This is a genomic window from Bacteroides sp. NSJ-39 (assembly GCF_014287315.1).
GTDB lineage: Bacteria > Bacteroidota > Bacteroidia > Bacteroidales > Bacteroidaceae > Bacteroides > Bacteroides finegoldii.
Window position 1 is genome coordinate 141,734 of the sequence record NZ_JACOOB010000007.1, and the last position, 24,565, is coordinate 166,298.

Here is a 24,565-nt window from a genome sequence, read left to right on the forward strand (position 1 = left end):
AAAATTTGCGTACTTTTGTAGTCGTAAAACGACACTAAAATTCAATGGAAGCATTTACATTCAATACTGCCGAGCTGATATTATTGTCAGCGGCAGGAGTTCTCTTTATCATCCAAGTTATTTATTATCTCGGTTTATACAACCGGATACATTCGCATAACAAAGCTGTACGCAAGGAAGAAATTCATTTCACGCGGGAATTACCGCCCCTTTCCGTCATTCTTTGCGCACGCAACGAAGCCGACAATCTGCGTAAGGCCCTTCCTGCCATTCTGGAACAGGACTATCCCCAGTTCGAAGTCATTGTAATCAATGACGCTTCCACCGACGAGACAGAGGATGTATTGGGATTCATGGAGGAAAAATACCCTCATCTTTACCATAGTTTTACTCCCGACAGCGCACGTTATATCAGTCATAAGAAATTAGCGCTGACATTAGGTATCAAAGCCAGCAAATATGATTGGCTCGTATTCACGGAAACAAACTGTATACCGGCAAGCAAGGATTGGTTAAAACTGATGGCACGCAATTTTACATCACAGACACAGGTTGTGTTAGGATATAGCGGGTATGACCGGACAAAAGGATGGTTGCACAAACGTGTCGCTTTCGACACACTCTTCCAGTCATTGCGTTACTTAGGTCTTGCCCTGGCTGGAAAGCCATATATGGGCATCGGACGTAATCTTGCCTATCGGAAAGAATTATTCTTCAAGCAAAAAGGATTTTCAAGCTACCTGAACCTTCAACGCGGAGAAGATGACCTGTTTATCAATCAAATAGCCAACAGCAGTAACACCCGTGTAGAAACGGATCTCAACGCAACCATGCGGATACAGCCTGTCTACCGTTACAAAGACTGGAAAGAAGAAAAGGTCAGTTATATGGCCACCGCACGCTTTTATCATGGGGCACAACGCTACCTATTAGGCTTTGAAACCCTATCACGCCTGTTATTTTACGCCACTTGCATTGCAGGTATCGTATTAGGCATTCTCGATTTCCACTGGTTAGCAGCAGGTATCACATTATTACTATGGCTGATTCGCTACACGGTGCAAGCCATTGTCATTAACCAAACAGCAAAAGAAATGGGCGGCAACCGGAAATATTATTTCTCATTGCCGGTATTCGATATCCTGCAACCGTTGCAGTCGTTGAAGTTCAAGCTCTGTCGTCTATTGCGGGGTAAAGGAGATTTCATGAGAAGATAAACTACTCATATCTCATAGAGTTGGCAGGGTTGATCTTGGTTATCAGATATGAAGGACCTATCAGCATCAGGACAGCAGCCAGCAGTGTGCCGATATTAATCAGCAGGAAAAGGATGATATTGAAAGATACCGGAACCGTGTCTACGTAATAAGTCTCCGGATCGAGTTTGAAAATGCCGAACCGGGACTGAAGAATGCAGAACGCCAAACCGATAACATTCCCCCAAAGCATACCTTTGCCTATCAGGAAAACAGCAAACCAAAGGAAAGTTTTGCGGATTGTAAAATTAGTGGCACCCAAAGCTTTTAGGACACCAATCATATTCGTACGTTCGATAATGATAATCAGCAAACCGGAAATCATGGTAAAACCGGCAACGCCTATCATCAGAAACAAAATCACCCACACATTCAGATCCAACAAGTCAAGCCATGCAAATATCTGTGGATTCAACTGTTCGATACTGCGCACATAATACGTACCTCCATATTCGTCTTTCCGGTTATCGGTATCGATTGCGATTTCATACGTTGTATCTTCCAGCTTATCATAGTCTTTCAGCTGAAGCTCCACCCCTGTCACCTGCTCCGGCTGCCAACCGTTCAAACGATTCACCAAACTGAGGTCGGTCAATAAAAAAAGATTATCGTATTCGGAGAAATTTGTCTGATAAATTCCGGCAATAGTCAGCCTGCGCGCGCGGACATCATCCTGAATATAATAGGTATATATCTTATCCCCCAACTTCAACTTCATCTTTGTAGCCAAAGACTTGGAGATAAGCACCCGATTGCTGGAAACCGAATCACTGAAAACAGGAATCTCTCCTTCCACCAGATATTCTTGCAGAAAACGGGGATCAAACTCCGGACCTACCCCTTTCAGTACCATTCCTTGAAAGGCATCATCCGTCTTTATCATACCCGGTTTGGTAGAAAAACGCTGTACATGGCTTATCTCCGGATAACCGTCAAGGGCAGTCATCATACTGTCTCCTACCACAATCGGATGGGTTTCGTAAGAACTGACCGCATCCAGATTAGTTATCTGGATATGCGATCCGAATCCAATGACTTTATTTCTCACTTCACTTTTAAAGCCGATAACGACCGCCACTGCTATAATCATAACAGCCAGTCCGATAGCAATACCCGCCATTGCGATGAGCACCGCAGGACGTGACACCTGTTTTCCGCTATCGCTTTCGCGGTAGATGCGCCGAGCTATGAAAAGTGATAAAGACATAGACTTTTATTCCGTTCTTCCCGGATACGCTTCCAAAGCCTTCTGGAGAACAAAAAGCGCACGGGTTAAATCTTCTTTCTTTAATACATATGCAATACGCACTTCATTGATACCCGAACCCGGAGTTGTGTAGAAACCGGAAGCCGGAGCCATGAATACCGTCTGACCTTCGTATTCGAAATCGGAAAGGCACCATGCACAGAATTTGTCGGAATCATCCACCGGAAGTTTTGCCACTGTATAGAAAGCCCCCATCGGGATGGGCGAATAAACGCCCGGAATACGGTTCAAGCCGTCAATCAGGCATTTACGACGTTCCACATACTCGTCATACGTCTCGCGTGAGTATTCTTCGGGAGCGTCCAAGGAAGCCTCAGCGGCAATCTGACCAATCAACGGAGGACTCAGACGAGCCTGACAGAACTTCATGACAGCATCACGTATCTCTTTATTTTTGGTAATCAGCGCACCGATACGGATACCGCATTCCGAATAACGCTTTGATACGGAGTCAATCAGTACCACATTATTCTCGATACCTTCCAGATGGCAAGCGGAGATATAAGGAGAACCGGTGTATATGAATTCGCGATATACCTCATCGGAGAAAAGGAATAAGTCATATTTCTTCACCAAGTCACGAATCTGATTCATTTCACGACGTGTATAGAGATATCCGGTCGGGTTGTTCGGATTACAAATCAGGATTGCTTTCGTACGTTCATTTATCAACTCTTCAAACTTCTCGACTTTGGGAAGTGAGAAACCTTCTTCGATGGTTGTGGCAATCGTACGAATCTTCGCGCCTGCAGAAATAGCAAACGCCATATAGTTAGCATATGCCGGCTCCGGAACGATAATCTCATCACCTGGATTCAGACAGGAAAGGAAAGAGAAAAGCACCGCTTCCGAACCTCCTGAGGTAATGATTATATCGTCTGCAGTAAGATTGATATTGAACTTGGCATAATATCCCACTAGTTTCTCGCGATAGCTACGATAACCTGCACTAGGACTATACTCCAGCACTTTACGGTCAATATTGCGTATCGCGTCAATCGCGGCCTGAGGAGTGGGCAGGTCAGGCTGTCCGATATTCAGGTGAAACACATGGACTCCCCGTTGCTTGGCAGCGTCTGCCAAAGGAGCCAGTTTTCTGATAGGAGATGCAGGCATCTCGTTTCCGCGAATGGATATGGTTGGCATAATTTTAACTACAAATTACTAATTACTATTTACTTTTTTCTACTTGAGGTTGCAAATGTACGCAATAATTTGAATACAGAGACATAAAAACTTTAAAAACCTTAGCAAGGTTAAAATCGTTATGGGATTTTGAAAAGAAAGCTATACATTTGTCACACAGAAAACTTAAAACAATACCATAATGACCATACACCTTATCTCATTCGCGTCACTGCTTCATAAACAAGTCTCATTGCGTAGTTCACACGAAGCGATATTGAGTGAACTTGAAAAATACTATATTGTAAAACTCGTTGACTATCAGGATATGAACAAGTTAACGAGTGATGATTTCAAAATTATTTTTATCGCTACCGGCGGAGTAGAAAGGCTGGTCATCCAACATTTCGAAAACCTCCCCCGCCCTGCCATTTTACTGGCGGACGGTATGCAAAACTCACTTGCAGCCGCCCTGGAGATATCTACATGGCTTCGCGGAAGGGGAATGAAGAGCGAAATCCTTCATGGTGAACTGCCATCCATTATACAGCGTGTACATATACTTTATAATAATTTCCGGGCACAACGTTCATTATTCGGCAAACGTATCGGAGTTATCGGCACTCCTTCATCCTGGCTGGTCGCCAGTAATGTTGACTATCTGCTGGCAAAACGCCGTTGGGGCATCGAATACATAGACATTCCACAGGAACGTATCTATGAACATTTTCAACAAATCACGGATGATCAAGTAGGTGCTTCCTGTGCCGCAGTCGCTTCGCAAGCTCTTGCTTGCCGAGAGGGAACTCCCGAAGATATCATCAAAGCGATGCGGCTCTACCGGGCTATCAAGAAAGTGTGCGAAGAAGAGAAACTGGAAGCACTGACACTAAGTTGCTTCAAACTGATTGAGCAAATCGACACTACCGGCTGTCTGGCACTATCCTTGTTGAATGACGACGGAATAATGGCAGGCTGCGAAGGCGACTTGCAGTCTATCTTCACCTTGCTGGCTGTTAAAGCGCTCACCAAAAAGGACGGATTCATGGCAAATCCCTCTATGATCAATTCACGCACCAACGAACTTATTTTAGCTCATTGCACCGTCGGTCTCAAACAGACGGAAAGATATATCATCCGCAACCATTTTGAAACGGAAAAGGGGATCGCCATTCAAGGGTTGCTTCCCACCGGAGACGTGACTATCGTCAAATGCGGTGGCGAATGCCTCGACGAATATTATCTGTCTACGGGAACGTTATCCGAAAACACAAATTATATCAATATGTGCCGCACACAGGTACGCATACGGATGAATACTCCTGCCGAGTATTTCTTAAAAAATCCGTTGGGAAATCATCATATCCTGGTTCATGGAAACCATGAAGCTGCATTGAATGAGTTTTTCCAGGCAAATACCTGCAAACGAACCGAATAAGCCCTTGTGACATTTTTGTATTATTTTTAAGTATTATAGGGGGAAAATACAAAAATGTCACATAACTAGTAATCAAGCAGTTAAGCTTAAAAATATCTCATTTTCAAGATAAGTTTACAAAAAGCAATAGGATATTTCTGCTTTTTTCTGAAGAAAAACTGCACTTTCCTCATATTACTCTAATTGTCAACAAATTATCACTAATGCCACCTATTATCTTCGTATATAATTGGCAAATATAAAATTGCACTTGTGCAACTAGTCAGACAGACAAGTGTAACAACCAAGCTACTCTTGTGTACCATCCCGGTTGCACAAGTGCAACCGGATAATTCAATTAGATGAATTGATCAATAGAACGGCAGAAAAGATTAATAGAATAGGAAGAAGTTATTAAATCTTCCTATTGTTTTTTTCAAATCAACCGCTCAGTCTGGGTGCTGACTACTAAATCAAGCCGTTCAACGAGAAGAAAGTGACGAAAAGGTGATTTAAAACAGTTTTTGGATTCAGAAAACACTTATTTGGGAGTTTTGTAGCACTTTCTTTAGAAAAAAAGTCGCTTTCTTTGCTTCCGAAAACTAATTAAAAAATTAAAGCAATGGCTATGAAAACTTATTATCCGACTCTTTTATCCCTAATCTTTGTATTATATGCGGGGCATACTCATGCTCAAAAAAATAGAAAACTTACCGGTCATGAAACAACAATCACAGAATGAATTGTTTCATCGATTGGACAAAGCTCCCCGCACTCCGGCTTTTGAATGTGAAGGATATTGGAGTTGGGGAAGCTCCGTTGTCAAAGGTGAAGACGGAAAATATCATATGTTTGTTTCCCGCTTCCCCAAATCGCTGCCTTTCCATCCGGGATGGATGATTGCCTCAGAGATTGTGCATGCCGTATCTGATATACCCGAAGGTCCTTACCAATTCAGCGATATTGCCCTGCTGGCACATGGTGCGCAATACTGGGACGGACGCTCCACGCACAATCCGCGTATCCTGAAGTACAAAGACAAATATTACCTTATATATATGGGCTCTACCCACCCATTCGGTGAACCGACTTATGATGAACTGACATTAAGCAGCCCATGGTGCATCGTCGGACGTGTCAATAAACGCATCGGATTGGCTGTTGCAGATTCTCCTTACGATCCCTGAAAACGTTTCAACGAACCGATATTAAAACAAAAGCCAATACTTTCTATAGTTATTTAGCATCTAACCCTTCGCCTGTTATTCAAGAAGACGGTTCGGTGATGATGATTTTCAAAGGAAGGGCTCATACTGAAAACGGCAAATACTCGGACTTGGCATTAGGAATCGCTTATTCTCCCAATATTGAAGGTCCTTACACGGTATTAAACAATGAACAGCCTATTTTCCAGGTGGATGGTCAGGGAGAAGCAGAAGATCCCTTTTTATGGAAAGACTCTAAAGGGTATCACGCCATCTTTAAAGACCACGTGGCCAAATATACGGGCGAAAGAGACGGCGGAGTCATGGCTCACTCGACCGACGGTGTTCATTGGACCGTAGATATAGATCCAAAGGCTTACTCACGCACCGTAGAATGGGAAGATGGAAAAGTGGAAATGCAGGGACAATTGGAACGCCCGTTCCTTCTCTTTGAGAATGGAAAAGCCACGCATACTTTCTTTGCCACAATGGATGGTACCGGTGGATTTGAGAATGCTACAAAATCATGAAATATGGTGATTCCTTTGAAGTAACGGATAAAAATGCCTTTTTTAAAGAACAGCAGGAAATAGCATCTGATTTACTTGGAAAACTCGAGCAACAGGAGTATCTTTGTATCAGATACAATGGTATTCGATATTAGCATAAAATCTTCAACAACGCCGATTAGAAAAACATTAGGTTATTCTAAAGCCATCAAAGGCCTATTAGCAGAGCCGCTTTATAACACAATGGAAGGGTTGGATACTATTAACCGAAACAAAAACAGGACAGCCGTTTCAAGTCATTACTTGAAACGGCTGTCCTGTTTTTGTTATATGTTCTTTACAGAATTTCCTTGTCTTCCCACTTTCCGCCGTGCCACTCCACTACCGATGTGAAACCTGCCTTTTTCAAAGCAGCCAATGCTTCGGCACGTCCATTATTAATCCGTTCCGGATAGTGCGCATCACTATTTACCTGCACCCGAATACCCAGTTCCTTTAGGAAAGAGAAATAACGTCCATTCGGATAGAACGTACCCAGTTCGTGATAAGACTTGGTATTGATTTCCACAATATAACCGCGCTCGGCAATCGCCGCAAAGTAATCACGGACCAACGTATCATACCATGCTTCATCCAGCAAACCCGGACGATAGCAGGAAGCGTTATAGTGCATTTTATCGGCATGACCTACGATGTCGAAACCACCCAACTCCAACATACGGAGCAGATTCTTATAATATAGGCGGACAACGAAATCAAGATCGCCACCAAAATGCGCATCAACCAATTCACGGAAATGATCTGCCGGGGTATCAATATCTACCACCTTTCCTTCCGGAGAGTACAGCATATGAACGGAACCGATGCGATAGTCAAGAGGCAATTCTTGGAAACGCGACAACGAAGGATTGCTTTCCTCATTCAAATAGTCTATTTCAAGGCCGACAGCCAATTCTATCTCATCAGCATACTTTGCTTTAAGCCGGGAAAATTCGGAAAGATAATCATCCATCCGATCCCACTCCATCGTCCATGCAGTAGAGAATGGAAGCGGAGCATGAGAGGAAATGCCGTATGAAGAAAAACCTTCACTAATGGCAAAACGAATGAAATCTTCCATATTGGCTCGTCCGTCGCAATACAGACAATGGCTATGATAATTAGTCAAGTTTGTCATCTCTTCGGTTTATTCAAGGGTTATTCAAGTTATACCGGTTATTCATTTTTCTTACTATCGACATTGCTTAGCTTTCTATCTCACTGAGTTCCAGCCAACGCATTGTTTTCTCATCGATCAGATCATTCACTTCGGGCAAACGTTTCGATTTCTCCGTCAGTTCGTCAACAGAAAGGGTACCACTACAAAGAAGCTCCTCAATCTGCGCCTTTTCGGATTCCAGCTCGGCTATATCTTTCTCTAATTGTTCAAATTCGCGCTTCTCCTTGAAACTCATCTTACGCTTGTCGTTCAGACGGACACGGGCAGTCTTTTCCTCTTGCGGCTTTTCGGCTTCTTTCTCCTTTTGCGCTTTTGCTTCTTTCCAATCACGGTAATCACTATAATTGCCGGGAAAATCGCGAATATCTCCCTGTCCGTTGAAAACCATCAAGTGGTCTACGACCTTATCCATAAAATAACGGTCGTGGGAAACCACAATCACACAACCTTTGAAGTTCTGAAGATACTCTTCGAGCACATTCAGCGTAATAATATCAAGATCGTTAGTCGGTTCATCCAGCACAAGGAAATTAGGATTGCGCATCAAGACAGTGCACAAATACAGGCGGCGGCGTTCGCCCCCACTCAGTTTATAGACATAGCTGTGCTGGGTCTCGGGAGTGAACAGGAAATGTTGCAGAAATTGCGAAGCGGTCAACTTTTTCCCATTTCCCAGCTCTATGACTTCGGCAATATCCTGTATCACGTCAATCACTTTCATTTGCTCGTCAAACTGGAGTCCGTCCTGCGAGTAATAACCGAAACGAACCGTTTCACCAATATCCACCGTACCGCTATCAGGCTGTACCTGTCCCATCAATATTTTGATGAAAGTCGATTTGCCGGTTCCGTTGTTTCCCACAATCCCCATCTTCTCATAACGGGAAAAGATATAGGAGAAATCATCCAGAATCTTTAAATCCCCGAAACTCTTGAACAAATGGTCGGCTTCGAATATCTTACTTCCTATATACGATGCTTTCACTTCCAGCTTTACGTTATCGTTGCGGAGCCGTTGTTTCGCCACTTTCTCCAATTCGTAGAAAGCCTCCTCACGGTAACGGGCTTTGTGTCCGCGCGCTTGCGGCATTCGGCGCATCCAGTCGAGTTCCGTACGGTAAAGGTTGTTGGCTCGTTCTATTTCCACACTTTTAGCGTCTATCCGTTCCTGTCGCTTTTCGAGGTAATAGCTATAATTTCCTTTATATTGATACACTTGCCGATTGTCTATTTCGATAATTTCCGAACAGACACGGTCGAGGAAATAACGGTCGTGAGTCACCATCAGCAGACTGAGATTGGTACGGCGAAGATAATCTTCGAGCCATTCGGTCATATCCAGATCCAAATGGTTGGTAGGCTCGTCAAGAATCAACAGCTCCGGTTCGGTAATCAGTGCATTTGCCAAAGCTACACGCTTCAATTGCCCACCGGAAAGCTGCTTCACCTTTTGGTCAAAGTTACGAATCTTAAGTTGCGAAAGGATTTGCTTCGCTTTCTGCTCATACTCCCACGCTTTCTCATGGTCCATACGAACCAGAAGATCCTCCAGTCCCGGATGTCCTTCCGTTTCCATACAACGCTCGTATTCTTTTATCAGTTCAACGGTACTGTTGCCATGATGGAAACAGGCTTCCAGCACGGTTAATTCTTCGGGATACTGCGGGTCCTGCTCCAGATAATCCACCCGAAGGTCGCGTCTGAAAACAATGCTTCCACTATCATAGCCCTCTTTTCCGGCGATGATATTCAGCAGCGTAGTCTTTCCGCTGCCGTTCTTTGCTATTAATCCGACACGCTGCCCCTCAGCAATGCCAAAAGATATATTTTCAAAAAGGACCAAGTCACCGAAGGACTTGGTCAGGTTATCTATCTGTAAATAAGGTACTGTCACGTAAGTAAGTGATTAGGAGTTAGCGATTAAGGTTAGTCGGCAGTGAGCGCAGACTTATAAGTTTCTATGACGTTGCAAGATTCTCCGGCCTTTATTCTGCTCCATGTCAGTTTCATCGGGTCGATAATGCCGTTCTTATATTGAAGAACCGGCGCTTCCCGGTTGCCGTCAATCAATGTCTTCCATTCCATACCGTCCACTTCATTGGCAAGGATCGTGCAGATCGTAATACCGATAGCCAGCCACTCGTCTTTTTTCTTCGGACCGATCTTACCGCTGTCAATCATCTGCTGGAGTTTTTCGAGGTCATCTTCCGTTCCTTGAAAATCTTTCTTCAATTCCTGCTTCACGGTAGATACCGTCCATTCATATCCTTCATTAATCTGATAGATTTCGGAAAGGCGGACGGGAATCAACTCGGCCGGATACTTCTGTCCTTCCTTACGTATCTCCAACGTGGCAATGACTTCTTCGGCTTCTTTCACCACTCCACCTTTGGGTACGGTAAACGAGCATTCGAAAGCAATATCGTCAATGCCTGTAATCCATACATGGGATGTATAGTAAGTTCCTTCTTCCTGGAACATCTCTTTGCTATACGCACATTCCAACGCCCCGACCTTCACCAACGAAGCCGAATCGTTCTCTTTCAGTTCCTGCCGGATGGCTTCTTTGCCATAACCGGCTTTACCTTTGAATGCGGATATACGAAAATTACCCGACCACACATCGGGATTATAGAAGAGAAAAGAGCCTTCGCCATCCTCAAACTCGTTCCAGTCCGAAGGATAGTTCATCGAAAACCATGCTCCGGGAGAGATAAATTTCTTGCCTTGCATTCTTTTTCTACATTTGATTACTTGGCAAAAGTACGAATTATTTTCCTATCGGCTGTATTTTCCGGCGTACTTCTTTGGAGATTTCCAAAAACATATAGTTCAACTTTCCGGAATGAATACCTTCTTCGTTCTCCTTATACTTTTTATTGGCATATTGCTTTGATTTCTCGAAAGTCAGCAATGACATCTCGTTCTGTGATTTGCCTACCATCGTAGAATCCAGTTGTTCATCGGGAAAGAAATCATCCAGATCGACATCACCGATCATCGTCGTTTCCAGGAAGTTCATATCGGTATGCGAATTGTCGGTATAATAGCCTACAAACATATGTCCCGGCGTACGCACCAGGATAGGATCGATATTGATGGCACGAAGCAAAGAGGCAAACAGCACGCTGCCATCCACACAGTTAATCTGTGAAGATTCCAGCGCATCATCGAACGTACGGACACGCTGAGAGAACACGACATTGCTCGAAAGACTGGTATTGGAAACCGAACTGTAACGGAAATTCCGCTTCTGCAATATATTCCAAAGCGCATACACCTGCTTGTCTACGGCTCCTTTAGCCTTGCTTTGATAACCGAGAAAGCGATTCACAATGCGGGTATTCAACGCCTCACGAAGCAACTGATCGATCATCGGATTCTCTTCGTTGACGTAGGCGGCAAAGAAAATACCGGTATCATGAAACTTGGTCCCGTTCGCCACATAGCCCAACAGACATTCATTGACACTGCGCACGGAAAATGTACGCACCCGCTGTCCCAATTCTTTTCCGTTCATCTCCACTGTCACGGCAACGCTCACGGGTTCCGCCTGAAGGTTGTTCTTCAATGCTTCATAATTCCAGATTATATCCGGATAAATCGTATATTCCGTTCGTGGTTTGTTCAGAATAAACTCTGAGACGGAGCGGGAGAAGAAAGGAGTTTCAGCCACCTCAATCCTTACCCGGCTATATGCCGCCCGCGACTTTACCCGAATGGCAATGCAGGATTTCGGATTTCCCAGACTGGTGGAATCCGACGGGATAATGACTTGCGCATCGGTTGTGGCTACGGAAAGAATAGCCGAAGGAAAGATATTTCCTCCTAAATCATCAACAATCTCAAAACCGGGATTGAACGTGGTATATTTAAAGACGGACACTCCGCCAAGCAGAAGCAGCAACACAATAACCGCGCCAATCACTTCGCGTCTATGTCGTTTCAAGTCAACTTTTATCATCGTTTGTAGTATCTATTAATCAAACATCTCTATCTTTTCTCGCTAACAAAGATAACAAATAGCAAACGTTTTTTCCTCTTATAGCCCGCAAAAACTTCGATATTTTATTCTATCTGCAGGATTGGGAGGAATGTAACAAGATTGTAATATCTGTTTCATCTGACCGTAACAAAGTATCCTCATCTTTGCATCAAATAAAATAAAAACGTAACTTTGTCATACTAATACATATAGCTTATGAATGAAACCCGTATTCTAGTTGTCGACGATGAAGAAGACCTCTGCGAGATTCTGAAATTCAATCTTGAAAATGAAGGTTACGAGGTGGATACCGCAAACTCCGCCGAAGAGGCTTTGAAGATGGATATTTGTAGTTATCAGCTAATTCTTCTCGATGTGATGATGGGGGAAATCTCCGGATTCAAAATGGCGAACATGCTGAAAAAGGACAAGAAAACGGCAAAAGTGCCTATCATCTTTATCACAGCCAAAGATACTGAGAACGACACCGTGACCGGCTTCAATCTAGGCGCGGATGATTATATCTCGAAGCCATTTTCGCTGCGGGAGGTCATTGCCCGTGTAAAAGCTGTATTGAGACGCACGGCTGCAGCGGAAACAGAAAGAGTTCCCGAACGGCTTACTTACCAGACGCTCGTCATTGATATCACGAAAAAGAAGGTAAGTATCGACGAAGAAGAAGTGCCGTTGACTAAAAAAGAATTTGAAATATTGCTTCTGTTGGTACAGAATAAAGGACGGGTATTTTCACGTGAAGATATTCTGGCCCGTATCTGGAGCGACGAGGTATATGTACTCGACCGTACTATTGACGTAAATATCACCCGTCTGCGCAAGAAGATAGGAATATACGGCAAGTGCATCGTCACTCGTCTCGGATATGGATACTGTTTTGAAGCGTAATAACTACTCCCTATGAATCTGCCTGTAACTCAAAAACATTTCCTCTCTTTCAGCCGAAAGCTTTTTCTCTCGGTCATTTCACTGTTTCTGGTATTTGCCGTTTGCTTTATCGCGTATCAGTATCAACGTGAGCGGGAATATAAGGTGGAATTGCTGAACACAAAATTACAGGATTACAACAGCCGGCTCTATGAACAGTTGAGCAGGCAATCGCCGGACAGTTCAATTATCACCGGTTATATCAACAACCATATTCTGGAAGATTTACGTGTAACTCTTATTGATATAGACGGAAATGTGCTTTACGACAGTTATTCGAACCACAACGGGCAGATGGAGAACCATTTAGACCGTCCGGAAGTACAAAAGGCGCTGAAACAGGGAAATGGATATGACGTACGGCGTACTTCCGAGACGACCGGTGTCCCCTATTTTTATTCGGCTACACGTTACAAAGATTATATTGTCCGTTCGGCTCTACCTTATAATGTCAGCCTCATCAACAATCTGAAAGCCGACCCGCACTATTTATGGTTTACGGTCATTGTGACTCTGTTGCTGATGATTATTTTCTATAAGTTCACGAATAAATTGGGAACTTCCATCAACCAGCTTCGCGAGTTCGCCATGCGTGCCGACCGGAACGAGCCTATCGAAATGGCTATGCAATCAGCTTTCCCACATAACGAACTGGGGGAAATATCACAACATATCATACAAATATACAAGCGGCTGCACGAGACCAAAGAGGCACTTTACATCGAACGTGAGAAATTGATCACCCATCTCCAGATCTCGCATGAAGGACTGGGAGTATTTACAAAAGACAAAAAGGAGATTCTGGTCAACAACCTCTTTACCCAATACAGTAATCTGATTTCAGACTCCAACCTGGAAACTACGGAAGAAGTCTTTGCTATCAGCGAACTGAAAGAGATCATCCACTTCATCAACAAGAACCAAAGACAGCGTTCGGGAGGAAAAGATGAAAAGAGAATGTCTATCACAATCAATAAAAACGGACGAACCTTTATCGTGGAATGTATCATCTTTCAAGATGCCAGCTTTGAGATTTCGATCAATGATGTCACTCAGGAAGAAGAACAGATAAACTTGAAACGGCAATTGACACAGAACATAGCCCACGAATTGAAAACTCCTGTCAGCAGTATTCAAGGGTATCTGGAGACGATTGTCAGCAACGAGAATATCCCACGTGAGAAAATAAATGTTTTTCTGGAACGTTGCTATGCCCAAAGTAACCGACTGAGCCGGTTGCTGCGGGATATATCCGTACTAACCCGCATGGACGAAGCTGCCAACATGATTGATATGGAACGGGTGGATATCAGCTTATTGGTGGGCAATATTATCAATGAGGTTGCGCTGGAACTGGACGAGAAGCATATCACGGTTGTCAATTCCTTAAAGAAGAGCATACAAATCAAAGGAAATTATTCGCTGATTTATTCCATATTCCGCAATCTGATGGATAATGCCATTGCATACGCCGGAACAAATATCCAAATCAATATAAACTGTTTCCGCGAAGATGAAGGTTTCTACTATTTCAGCTTTGCCGATACCGGTGTGGGTGTGTCACCCGAACATCTGAACCGACTCTTTGAACGCTTCTACCGGGTAGACAAAGGACGGTCACGGAAATTAGGCGGGACAGGATTGGGATTGGCCATTGTAAAGAATGCGGTTATCATTCACGGGGGAAGTATCTCTGCGAAAAATAATCAGGGAGGCGGACTGGAATTTGTATTTACATTGGCAAAAGAGAGATAAACCACTTAAAAAGCCATTACCGCACAAGCTGTTGAAGAATATCTGTTATTACATCCATAACTCCTTGCAAAAAACAAATAAACTACCTATCTTTGCCGCGCATTGGTTCGCAGACCTCACACGGGGAAAGCGATTAAAAGGGAATCAGGTGTAAATCCTGAACAGTCCCGCTGCTGTAAGTTCTATATTATGTTGCAAGCAACCTACTTTTAGCCACTGGAAGAAGAATTTCCGGGAAGGCGCTCGCAACAGGAACAAGTCAGAAGACCTGCCATGCAACCAATTTCACTGCTTTCGAGGAAAAAGCGTTGAATCTAATGAACCGGACAATTCCGTCTATCATTTCATTCATCATTCTGATTCAGAGAAAGTATGTTTTAATAAACTCTGCCAAAAGTTTATTTATGCGTGTCCGGTCGAAGGGATTTCGCCCGGACACTTTTAAACCTAAAAAGAGGAAATGGAAAAGAGGACTTTAGCAATCTTTGCAGTAAGCTGCAACCTGTTTTTATCGACTTCACTTTTTGCACAACAGCAAAGGGTGGATACCGCACGTACCTATTACATCCCCGAAATAACCGTTTCCGATATTTATCAGACCCGTGAGGTTCGCTCTACCGCTCCATTACAGATATTTTCTAAAGACGCTTTAAAGAATCTGAATGCCCTGCAGGTTTCCGATGCCGTGAAACATTTTGCAGGAGTAATTGTGAAAGATTACGGGGGGATCGGCGGACTGAAAACGATATCCATACGAAGTCTGGGTGCGCAACATACTGCTGTAGGTTACGATGGAATCACACTGACTGACTGTCAAACAGGACAAATCGACCTTGGACGTTTCTCTCTCGATAATGTCGACCAACTGTCGTTGAGTAACGGTCAAAGCGACAACATCTTCCAGCCTGCCCGTTTCTTTGCTTCAGCAGGGATACTGAATATACAAACACTCACTCCCCGATTTGAGGACGGAAAGCACACGAATATAAGTGCGTCTTTCAAGACCGGTTCATGGGGATTGGTCAATCCCAGTCTGTTATTGGAACAACGGATCAGTCGGAAATGGACTGTATCTGCCAACGGCGAATGGATGTCATCGGACGGGCATTATCCATATACTTTATATTACGGAAATGAAGAAGGGGATCTGAGTTCACGGGAAAAGCGAAAGAACACGGATGTACAGACATTTCGTGCAGAAGCCGGGCTTTACGGAAACTTCTCCGACAAAGAACAATGGAGGCTAAAAGCCTATTATTTCCAATCTTCCCGCGGATTGCCCAATGCCACAACTTTCTATTATACTCATTCTTCACAACGTCTTTGGGACAAGAACACATTTATTCAAAGTCAATACAAGAAAGAATTTAACCGGCAATGGGTGTTCCAGACTTCTGCCAAGTGGAATTGGAGCTATCAACGTTATTTAGATCCCGACTACAAAGGTTCTACCGGAGAAATAGAGAACAGTTATTACCAGCAGGAGTATTACCTTTCGGGGTCCGTGCTTTACAGGTTATTGAATAATTTGTCTTTTTCGTTTTCTTCTGACGGAAGTATCAACACGATGAATGCCAATCTGAATGACTTTGCCCATCCTACGCGCTATTCGTGGCTGACAGCTTTTGCGGGAAAGTATGTAAACAATTGGCTTACTCTCTCTGCATCCGCTTTGGCAACTGTCATCTACGAGCAGGCCGATAAAGGGGGAAGTGCAGGTAATCACCGTAAACTTTCTCCGTATGTCAGCGCTTCGTTCAAGCCTTTCGACAAGGAAGAATTCCGTATCAGAATTTTCTACAAAGATATCTTTCGCCTGCCAAGCTTCAACGATTTATACTACGGTGAAACTGGAAACAACAAGTTGAAACCGGAGAATGCACGGCAGTATAATATAGGTCTGACATACAGTAAGGATGTATGCCCGTTCCTGCCTTATCTCTCGGCAACTGTTGATGCGTATTACAACAAGATAACGGATAAAATCATTGCCTATCCTACCAAGAACCTTGCTGTCTGGAGTATGAGAAATCTCGGCAGTGTAGAAATCAAAGGCATTGATGTCACAGGTAGCGTGTCCCTCCAGCCTTGTGAAAAGCTCCGTATCAATCTTTCGGGGAATTATACATACCAACAGGCTTTGGATGTAACCAACCCCGACCCTGCTTCCGAAGAAGGGAGAACTTACAAACATCAGATAGCTTATACCCCCCGTGTTTCCGGTTCGGGACAGGTAGGTATCGAAACGTCTTGGGTTAATTTATCTTACTCATTCCTGTTCTCAGGAAAACGATATACACAAGGAGAAAATATCACAGAGAATAGAATGGAGAGTTATAGTGACCACAGTATCTCTGTGGGGAGGGAGTTAACTATACGGAAGATTAATACTTCTATTCATATAGAAGTATTAAATATAGCCAATAACAATTATGAGATTATCAAGAACTTTCCAATGCCCGGACGTTCTGTTAGAGCAACGTTCAGTATCAAATATTAACTATGAAACAAATAACTATAAATAGAAAATATATATTGCAGACATGGTTATGGATGCTCTTACTGTTATTCATTGCCTGTGATGATATGGAGGACAAGCCATCTATCCCCAACATTGATGGCAGTAATATCTCCGAAACCGGAACTGCAGAGCTATATATATTAAGCGAAGGATTGTTTAACTTGAATAACAGTTCTTTGGCCCGTTATTCGTTCAAAAAGGGAAAGCTTACTAAAAATTACTTCAAGGACCTAAACAAACGAGGGTTGGGTGATACAGCCAATGATATGGCATTATATGGTGGCAAATTATACATTGTAGTCAATGTATCCAGTACCATTGAAGTAATAGACTTCCAAACAGGAGTTTCTATCAAACAAATCCCTATGCTGGCAGAAAACGGCAGTTCACGACAGCCACGCCATATCACGTTTCATAAAGACAAGGCATACGTATGTTCATACGATGGTACCGTTGCACGGATCGACACTACTTCCTTAGAAATAGATGCCTTGACAAAAGCCGGAAGAAACCCGGAAAATATCTGTATACAAAATGACAAACTATATGTATCCAATTCCGGTGGTTTGGATTATTCTGCAGGCTTAGGTGTAGACAATACAGTTTCCGTGATTGACATCACTTCCTTTACAGAAATAAAGAAAGTAACAGTCGGTCCCAATCCCGGATGTATTGTACCAGGACCAGACGAAACAGTTTATGTAGCTACTCATGGAAATAACATAGCAGATGGTGACTTCCACTTTGTAAAGATAGACTGCAGAACAGATGAAGTAGCACATATTTATGACGAAAAAGTCATGAATTTTGCAATCAGTGGCAATATCGCTTATTTATATAATTACAACTACAATACAGAGTCATCTTCTATCAAGGTTTTCAATCTAAAGACCGGACAGACTATACGCGAAAACTTTATCACAGACGGAACCCGGATCAACACCCCTTACGGTATTAATATCAATCCATACAGTGACAATATCTACATAACGGAAGCATATAGTTACACCATAACCGGTGACATACTTTGCTTCAATCTAAACGGACAGTTGCAATTCAGAATCAACCGTGTCGGACTGAACCCTAATACCGTTGTGTTCAGCAACAAAGTATCATCAGGAGACAGCAGTGAAGAGAACTCGGATCCGAATGCCCCCTCTGCATTTGCCAATAGAGTATTGGAATACAGACCGGCCCCCTGCCAGTTTATGAATACATCCACAACTGCTTATAAAGAAAACTATACATCTGAAGATGTGAGAAAATATGCAGAAGAGCTACTCAAAGATCCAGACCTATGTCTTCTTAGTCTTGGAGCATACGGAGGTTATATCACGGTAGGATTTGATCATACAGTACCTAACGTTCCCGGAGAATATGATTTCAAAATATATGGCAACGCGTACTATGACGCATTCGGAACATTAACTGGAAAGCTTGGTGGAAGCTCAGAGCCAGGCATTGTATTAGTTTCGAAAGATGTTAATGGTAACCAATTACCTGATGATGAATGGTATGAGCTTGCCGGCAGCGAATATACGTCTTCCGCAACTATAAAAAATTATACTATTACTTATCACCGTCCCACATCAATATTGGATAAAGTTAAATGGACAGATAATCAAGGAAACGAGGGATATGTAAACAGAAATGATTTCTATACTACCAATTCATATTATCCATTATGGATAGAAGAGAACGAGATGACATTTCATGGTAGCCGTTTGAAAAATAACGCTGTGAATGAACCTCGTGAAGATATGCCAGAACATTGGGTAGGATACTGCTATCCATACGGATATGCAGACAATCACCCTAATAACACAGAAAAAAGTAAATTTCAAATAGACTGGGCAGTAGACAAAAATGGACATCCCGTTCAATTAGATGGCATTGATTTCGTTAGAATTTACACAGCTGTCAATCAAAATACAGGGTGGATGGGAGAAATTTCAACCGAAATACAAGCTATTGAAGATTTACATTTTGGGAAACAATAAACAATTATGTATAAATTATTTAATTAAAAGAAGAATGAAAAAGATGAAATTCTTAGTTAGCCAACTATATATGTTGGCATTGCTGGCATTGCCATTCATTTCATCATCATGTAGTGACGATGATGATGATCCAAAAGTTGAAATTACTAGTCTAGGTATTGAAAATGGTGCAACAGTTAATGCGGGGCAAGCTGTTGAACTAAAAGCGCAGATCAACAATAATCACGGAACAACTAGTTACTCATGGGTTATAAATGGAAAAGAAGTTTCTACAGAAAACATATATACTTTCCAAAGTGACACGGTCAAAACCTACACAATACAACTAACAGTTAATAACGAATATGATACTGTAAAAAAAGAGATAAATATCACTGTTACATATCCAGCCTCATTCTATGTCATTAACGAAGGAAAAGAATATTCCTCTATTAATCAATACAAGGAAGGCAAATGGAACAAAAAGATTATTGAAGACTTAGGTCTAACCGCAACAATAGGAGTAATCTACGAAAACTATATGTACATTGTCTCTAAAGGTTCACCCAACTTAACCAAAATGAATATGGACAATTTTAGTAATGCAAGTCAAATCGATAATATAGATGGACAAGGATACAATATTTGCATTATCAATCAAGAGACAGCTGTCATGACCACCAGCAAGGGAGCATACAAAGTGAAATTAAATCCACTTACAGTTGAAGATAAACTCCTTAATACTAGCAATAGTAAAGACATATATAAAATAAAGGAGCAGCTATTTATTTTGGACGGGAATACGATAAAAGTATATAATATAAATGATTTTAGTTTTAAAAAAGACCTTACCCACCAAGCAAATGCAGGCTTTGCCCAAGCCAAAGACGGTTCATTATGGGCTGCAAATGGTAACAAACTAGTCAAAATTGATACTAACAAATTAGAGAGCGAGGAGATTCAATTGCCAAACGACTTAAACATCTTTTTTGACAAATTTGCTTACAGACCAAGCGGTTTATGCGCTTCTACTACAGAAAATGCTCTATATTTTGCTCATGCACCCAATTTCAGCGGCACGGATATCTATAAATTTGATATTACTACTCAAAACGTAAATAAATTCTTCACTGCTCCAACAAATTACTCCGGATATGGTGCAGGCATACAGGTAAATCCCCAAAATGGTGACGTATACCTCATTTATACAGAAGACGGATGGGGAGCACATTATTTAAATACCTATATTTACGTAGTCGATGGAGTGACCGGAACCCAAAAAGCTATTATTGATTACACCGGTGAATATTGGTTCCCGTCAACCATAACTTTCCAATAACAAGAGTGTGATTTATAGATAAAAAGACAAATAGTCGCAAAAATAATAAAAAAGCGTTAGGCTACTTCTTGGAAAGTCTGACGCTTCTTTTTATTCTCTACCATATGTTCTTGTGGGTACAAATCGAGAATATAACAACAGAAGAATTAATTACACAAATCAGTAAATGTCTGTCAAAAGCATTAGTGAACATTTCTCATTCAGCCTGCATTCAGTTCTCCGTCCACGTCAACACAAAATCCGGCTCAATACGATAACCGACCGTATAGAGTTTCTGCTGCTGCGTTACCAATTCCTGAACCTGAAATGTTCCCTCCACTTGAGGAATAAAATGCGCCAGACGAAGTTTACGGAAATCTGCATCGGCGTTCTCCATGCGCTTGAAGATTGTTTCTTTAGCAGACCAATACAACAACAGCCCCCAAGTCAAATCTTCCTGATAAGATTCTACCTGTTCATCAGGGCGTATATAACGGTCGGATACCCGATGAACCCGTTGCCCGTATTGTTCAATATCAATGCCAACAGAATTCAAAGAACTAAGTGCTACCGCCACATATCCTTTCGTATGAGAAATACTGATATAAAAGGAATGATCGGAAAGAAACGGTTTTCCTTCGGAAGAGTAAACAATCTCTTTGTCTTCCTGTAACATCGAATACAACAAAACACGAACAGACAACCATTCCATCTTCCGACGTTCAGAAGTAAAACGCAGTAATTCCTTTTCACAAGATATTTTCCGTGTATTGGGCAACAAAGACAATAATACGTCCAAAGACTCCTCCATCTTCCAGACAGCCCATTGTATGCCATCTTCCCTATGTCGCAGGTATAACGCCATCTTATTCTTTTCCTTCCGACACTTCGGGTTCTTTTGGCAAAATCGTAAACTTCACTTTCAAGATACGGCGACTGTCCATCTCCAGTACTTCGAATTCATAATTATGATAAGTCACCTTCTCGTGTAAGGCAGGAAATTCACCCTTTATCTCAAGCAACATACCAGCCAAAGTATCCGCATCCCCTATCACCTTCTCAAACTCATCTTCGTCTACTTTTACAATCTTATAGAAATCGGTCAATTGTGTCTTCGCTTCAAAAATCCAAGTATGGTCGTTCAATACAACGTATGTACGTTCTTCATCGTCATATTCATCATGAATCTCACCCACAATTTCTTCAATAATATCTTCCATCGTCACCAATCCGGACGTTCCTCCGAATTCATCAACAACAATGGCTATATGAATCTTATTCGCCTGAAAGTCGCGCAGCAAATCATCAATCATCTTCGTCTCCGGCACAAAATAGGCCGGACGGATCAGCGATTGCCAACGAAAGTTATCTCCTTTGTTCACATGAGGCAAAAGATCCTTGATATACAACACTCCCTTGATATTATCCCGCGAACCGGAATAGATAGGAATACGCGAATAAGCGTTCTCAATGATACATTGCATCACCTCCTTGAAAGGTGTACGGATATCCAAATCGACCATATCCAGACGTGATGTCATCACCTCCTTCACTGTTTCTCCGCCAAAACGGATAATTCCTTCCAAGATATTATTTTCCTCAGACAGTTCCGCTTTATCTGTCAGTTCTAATGCGTGCGACAACTCGTCAACAGAGATATTATGACTCTTTTTGGCGAAATGCTTATTAAGAAAAGCTGTTGAACGTACCAAGACAGTAGCCACCGGACGAAATATCTTCTCCAGATAATAAATTCCCGGTGCGGAGAAACGGCAAAAAGCCAAAGTTTTCTGTGCAGAATAGATCTTCGGCATTATTTCACCGAACAACAATAACAGAAAAGTAAGTATTACAGTCAGTATAAGAAACTCTGCCAATGGAGAATGGAAGATAAACACATTCATGAAAAAGAAATTGCAGAGCATGATAATAGTCACGTTCACAAAGTTATTAGTGATCAGTATCGTCGCTAGAAGGCGTTCGGAATCACCAAGAAGTGCACTTATTTTTTCATCGGAAGGATGATTGCGTTCGTCAATATCATTCCGGTCCGAAGGAGAAAGCGAGAAAAAAGCTATTTCAGAAGCCGAAGCAAAACCGGAAGCAAGCAGGAGCACACCAGCCAATACTATGGCGATAATAGCAGAGATAGAAGGAGTAAGTACGGTAATACCGTCGAAAATGCCAGCTAACTGGCTTAAATAACCATCTGAGTCCAAAGATTCTATATTTTAGTTAAACAAAAGATAATGTGCCTATAAGTTTGCGAAAGCCAGTCGGCACACTACCATATTATCTAGAACGGCAAATCATCCGCCGAATTATCTTGTATTGATTGAGCCTGCGATTGCTGTGACTGTTGCGGCTGCTGTACCGGAGCGGCAACGGGTTGCTGCGTGGAAGCTGTAGCTCCCGCACCGGAGTTAGTTCCTTTCGGAGTCAGCATTTCCATATTATCTACATAAATCTCTGTAGTATAACGTGTAGCACCTGCCTGATCTGTGTACGAACGGGTTCTAATCTTTCCTTCCAGATACAACTTGTCACCTTTGTGTACGTATTTGTCTACAATCTCAGCCAAACGGTTGGATGCAACGATATTATGCCACTCTGTCCTGTCGGGAATCTGAGTCCCATTTGCTAACGTATAACCGCGTTCTGTTGTTGCCAACGGAAAAGTAGCTACAGCCGAGCCTGCATCGAAGTATTTTACACGTGGATCCTGACCCACGTTTCCCAACAATATCACTTTATTTACTGACATATACGTATCAAGTTTATGATTCTTAAATTCAAATCTGCTGCCAAAATTAAACAGAATAACAATAGAATGCAAGAATTGTTATAACTTTTATTTCAGATCGATATACTTCTCAATGAAAGCGTGCACCAAGCGGGAAACAGCGTATCGCTCCAATTCCTCAGCTTTTATTTTTTGGAATTTACCGAAAGAAGCAGTTCCTTCGGGCAATATCACTTCATAAAAATTAGCATAAATCACCCGATGCGACAATATATGTTTTACCTCTCTGCATACCGGACGCACCACAGGTTGCTCTCCGGGGGCAAACAACGTCTGAAATTCCGGCAAAGCCAAAAACTCTTCTTCCGGCAAAGAGGATGAAGTCTCTATTAAAGGCAGTTCAAACAAATTCTTCCAAATATCATTATCCGTCCGTTTATTAATAAAGGTATGCGCGCCCGCACGTACATAAATATAATTGAAGTAACGATTCGTTGACTTCGTCTTATGTTGCTTCACCGGAAGCACGGTAACCAGCCCTTTCGATAAAGCCGAACAGCCGACAGATAACGGACAGAACAGACAGTCGGGTGACTGCGGTGTACATTGAATCGCCCCGAAATCCATAATTCCCTGATTATACAGGGCAGGCTGTTTCTTGTCCAACATCTCGTTCGCCAATTCTGTAAACAGTTTCTTCCCTGCTGTCGAGTCAATCGGTGTTTCAATACCAAAATAGCGCGAAAGTACACGATACACATTCCCGTCCACCACCGCATAAGGCATATTATATGCAAACGAACAGATGGCAGCCGCCGTATATTCCCCTACTCCTTTCAAAGCCAGTACCTCCGGATACGTTTTCGGAAAAACACCATTCATGCTTTTTGCCGCCGCATGAAGATTGCGGGCACGGGAATAATATCCCAACCCCTGCCAATACTTCATCACCTCGTCCTCCTCCGCATCCGCCAATGTAGATACATCGGGAAAGCGTCCGATAAACCGAAGGAAATAATCATATCCTTGAACTACACGCGTCTGTTGAAGAATGATTTCCGAAATCCATATCAAATAAGGATCAGAAGAATCACGCCACGGCAAATCACGTTTATTTTCTTTATACCATTCTATAATCGTTTCCGTAAACATATTAGCATATTGGCACATCAGTATATCTTTTTTCCGACAAAAGTAACTCTTTTGGTTCTAAGAAACCTCTATGCAACCATTTTTTTAGAAAAATGTGTAGAATATATTTTTTTAGGAGCTTAAAAAGCTATATATTTGCAGTCCAAAAAATTAGCAATAACATAGTAATAAT

General features: G+C 42.3%; 17 protein-coding genes, 1 pseudogene and 1 riboswitch. Of the genes and pseudogenes, 8 read left to right on the forward strand and 10 right to left on the reverse strand.

Going from position 1 to position 24,565, the window contains the following annotated elements; translation table 11 throughout:
- The first annotated feature begins 44 nt into the window (after positions 1–44).
- A complete protein-coding gene (locus tag H8S63_RS10460; RefSeq protein ID WP_186926729.1) occupies positions 45–1,217 on the forward strand; it encodes a glycosyltransferase in 1,173 nt (390 codons plus the stop codon).
- A gap of 1 nt (position 1,218) precedes the next feature.
- Here the strand turns inward: H8S63_RS10460 and H8S63_RS10465 are convergent, their stop codons facing one another.
- Both H8S63_RS10465 and H8S63_RS10470 read right to left on the reverse strand, forming a co-directional pair.
- Positions 1,219–2,463: an FtsX-like permease family protein gene (locus H8S63_RS10465; RefSeq protein ID WP_007757807.1), complete on the reverse strand. Its 1,245-nt coding sequence runs from the start codon at positions 2,461–2,463 to the stop codon at positions 1,219–1,221.
- Positions 2,464–2,469: 6 nt separating this feature from the next.
- The gene (locus tag H8S63_RS10470; protein ID WP_007757808.1) at positions 2,470–3,669 is read right to left on the reverse strand and encodes a pyridoxal phosphate-dependent aminotransferase; all 1,200 of its coding nucleotides are present in this window, start codon (positions 3,667–3,669) and stop codon (positions 2,470–2,472) included.
- A gap of 181 nt (positions 3,670–3,850) precedes the next feature.
- On the opposite strand from H8S63_RS10470, the gene H8S63_RS10475 reads away from it, so the two are divergent.
- Positions 3,851–5,086, forward strand: coding sequence for a fucose isomerase (locus H8S63_RS10475; protein WP_186926730.1), 1,236 nt, complete (start codon positions 3,851–3,853; stop codon positions 5,084–5,086).
- A 653-nt stretch (positions 5,087–5,739) separates the two neighbouring features.
- A pseudogene (locus tag H8S63_RS10480) lies at positions 5,740–6,800 on the forward strand (glycoside hydrolase family protein).
- A 316-nt stretch (positions 6,801–7,116) separates the two neighbouring features.
- On the opposite strand, the gene H8S63_RS10485 reads toward H8S63_RS10480, so the two are convergent.
- The 4 genes from H8S63_RS10485 to H8S63_RS10500 form a co-directional block, all read right to left on the reverse strand.
- The gene (locus tag H8S63_RS10485) at positions 7,117–7,956 is read right to left on the reverse strand and encodes a histidinol-phosphatase (protein ID WP_186926731.1); all 840 of its coding nucleotides are present in this window, start codon (positions 7,954–7,956) and stop codon (positions 7,117–7,119) included.
- 67 nt (positions 7,957–8,023) lie between these two features.
- Complete coding sequence (locus H8S63_RS10490) at positions 8,024–9,892, reverse strand: ABC-F family ATP-binding cassette domain-containing protein (protein WP_186926732.1); 1,869 nt, start codon at positions 9,890–9,892, stop codon at positions 8,024–8,026.
- Positions 9,893–9,924: 32 nt separating this feature from the next.
- Entirely contained in the window at positions 9,925–10,731 is an 807-nt protein-coding gene (locus tag H8S63_RS10495) for a DUF3805 domain-containing protein (protein WP_186926733.1), read from the reverse strand.
- A 37-nt stretch (positions 10,732–10,768) separates the two neighbouring features.
- A complete protein-coding gene (locus tag H8S63_RS10500; RefSeq protein WP_022275540.1) occupies positions 10,769–11,962 on the reverse strand; it encodes a hypothetical protein in 1,194 nt (397 codons plus the stop codon).
- Positions 11,963–12,199: 237 nt separating this feature from the next.
- On the opposite strand from H8S63_RS10500, the gene H8S63_RS10505 reads away from it, so the two are divergent.
- The 5 genes from H8S63_RS10505 (at position 12,200) to H8S63_RS10525 (ending at position 20,519) form a co-directional block, all read left to right on the forward strand.
- Positions 12,200–12,886: a response regulator transcription factor gene (locus H8S63_RS10505; RefSeq protein WP_007766028.1), complete on the forward strand. Its 687-nt coding sequence runs from the start codon at positions 12,200–12,202 to the stop codon at positions 12,884–12,886.
- A 12-nt stretch (positions 12,887–12,898) separates the two neighbouring features.
- On the forward strand, positions 12,899–14,680 hold the full coding sequence (locus H8S63_RS10510; RefSeq protein WP_007749695.1) for an ATP-binding protein: 1,782 nt from the start codon (positions 12,899–12,901) through the stop codon (positions 14,678–14,680).
- Positions 14,681–14,766: 86 nt separating this feature from the next.
- Positions 14,767–14,971, forward strand: a riboswitch (cobalamin riboswitch).
- 169 nt (positions 14,972–15,140) lie between these two features.
- On the forward strand, positions 15,141–17,180 hold the full coding sequence (locus H8S63_RS10515; RefSeq protein WP_186926734.1) for a TonB-dependent siderophore receptor: 2,040 nt from the start codon (positions 15,141–15,143) through the stop codon (positions 17,178–17,180).
- A 2-nt stretch (positions 17,181–17,182) separates the two neighbouring features.
- A complete protein-coding gene (locus tag H8S63_RS10520; protein ID WP_370527608.1) occupies positions 17,183–19,201 on the forward strand; it encodes a YncE family protein in 2,019 nt (672 codons plus the stop codon).
- A gap of 34 nt (positions 19,202–19,235) precedes the next feature.
- The gene (locus H8S63_RS10525) at positions 19,236–20,519 is read left to right on the forward strand and encodes a DUF5074 domain-containing protein (RefSeq protein WP_186926735.1); all 1,284 of its coding nucleotides are present in this window, start codon (positions 19,236–19,238) and stop codon (positions 20,517–20,519) included.
- Between the two features lie 211 nt (positions 20,520–20,730).
- Here H8S63_RS10525 and H8S63_RS10530 read toward each other — a convergent pair whose 3' ends face one another.
- The 4 genes from H8S63_RS10530 to mutY all read right to left on the reverse strand — a co-directional run bounded on the left by H8S63_RS10530 (position 20,731) and on the right by mutY (position 24,411).
- Positions 20,731–21,363, reverse strand: coding sequence for a 4'-phosphopantetheinyl transferase family protein (locus tag H8S63_RS10530; protein ID WP_186926736.1), 633 nt, complete (start codon positions 21,361–21,363; stop codon positions 20,731–20,733).
- A gap of 1 nt (position 21,364) precedes the next feature.
- A complete protein-coding gene (locus tag H8S63_RS10535; protein ID WP_022275550.1) occupies positions 21,365–22,717 on the reverse strand; it encodes a gliding motility-associated protein GldE in 1,353 nt (450 codons plus the stop codon).
- Between the two features lie 77 nt (positions 22,718–22,794).
- On the reverse strand, positions 22,795–23,262 hold the full coding sequence (locus H8S63_RS10540; RefSeq protein WP_186926737.1) for a single-stranded DNA-binding protein: 468 nt from the start codon (positions 23,260–23,262) through the stop codon (positions 22,795–22,797).
- Positions 23,263–23,349: 87 nt separating this feature from the next.
- Complete coding sequence (mutY, locus tag H8S63_RS10545) at positions 23,350–24,411, reverse strand: A/G-specific adenine glycosylase (RefSeq protein WP_186926738.1); 1,062 nt, start codon at positions 24,409–24,411, stop codon at positions 23,350–23,352.
- Positions 24,412–24,565: the final 154 nt, after the last annotated feature.

What these genes read in the sequence shown, in the direction of transcription:
- H8S63_RS10485 (WP_186926731.1), bottom strand. Translation starts at nt 7,956, where the DNA reads ATGACAAACTTGACTAATTATCATAGCCATTGTCTGTATTGCGACGGA.
- H8S63_RS10495 (WP_186926733.1), bottom strand. Translation starts at nt 10,731, where the DNA reads ATGCAAGGCAAGAAATTTATCTCTCCCGGAGCATGGTTTTCGATGAAC.
- mutY (WP_186926738.1), bottom strand. Translation starts at nt 24,411, where the DNA reads ATGTGCCAATATGCTAATATGTTTACGGAAACGATTATAGAATGGTAT.
- H8S63_RS10460 (WP_186926729.1), top strand. Translation starts at nt 45, where the DNA reads ATGGAAGCATTTACATTCAATACTGCCGAGCTGATATTATTGTCAGCG.
- H8S63_RS10525 (WP_186926735.1), top strand. Translation starts at nt 19,236, where the DNA reads ATGAAAAAGATGAAATTCTTAGTTAGCCAACTATATATGTTGGCATTG.
- H8S63_RS10470 (WP_007757808.1), bottom strand. Translation starts at nt 3,669, where the DNA reads ATGCCAACCATATCCATTCGCGGAAACGAGATGCCTGCATCTCCTATC.
- H8S63_RS10500 (WP_022275540.1), bottom strand. Translation starts at nt 11,962, where the DNA reads ATGATAAAAGTTGACTTGAAACGACATAGACGCGAAGTGATTGGCGCG.
- H8S63_RS10540 (WP_186926737.1), bottom strand. Translation starts at nt 23,262, where the DNA reads ATGTCAGTAAATAAAGTGATATTGTTGGGAAACGTGGGTCAGGATCCA.
- H8S63_RS10465 (WP_007757807.1), bottom strand. Translation starts at nt 2,463, where the DNA reads ATGTCTTTATCACTTTTCATAGCTCGGCGCATCTACCGCGAAAGCGAT.
- H8S63_RS10515 (WP_186926734.1), top strand. Translation starts at nt 15,141, where the DNA reads ATGGAAAAGAGGACTTTAGCAATCTTTGCAGTAAGCTGCAACCTGTTT.
- H8S63_RS10520 (WP_370527608.1), top strand. Translation starts at nt 17,183, where the DNA reads ATGAAACAAATAACTATAAATAGAAAATATATATTGCAGACATGGTTA.
- H8S63_RS10505 (WP_007766028.1), top strand. Translation starts at nt 12,200, where the DNA reads ATGAATGAAACCCGTATTCTAGTTGTCGACGATGAAGAAGACCTCTGC.
- H8S63_RS10530 (WP_186926736.1), bottom strand. Translation starts at nt 21,363, where the DNA reads ATGGCGTTATACCTGCGACATAGGGAAGATGGCATACAATGGGCTGTC.
- H8S63_RS10510 (WP_007749695.1), top strand. Translation starts at nt 12,899, where the DNA reads ATGAATCTGCCTGTAACTCAAAAACATTTCCTCTCTTTCAGCCGAAAG.
- H8S63_RS10475 (WP_186926730.1), top strand. Translation starts at nt 3,851, where the DNA reads ATGACCATACACCTTATCTCATTCGCGTCACTGCTTCATAAACAAGTC.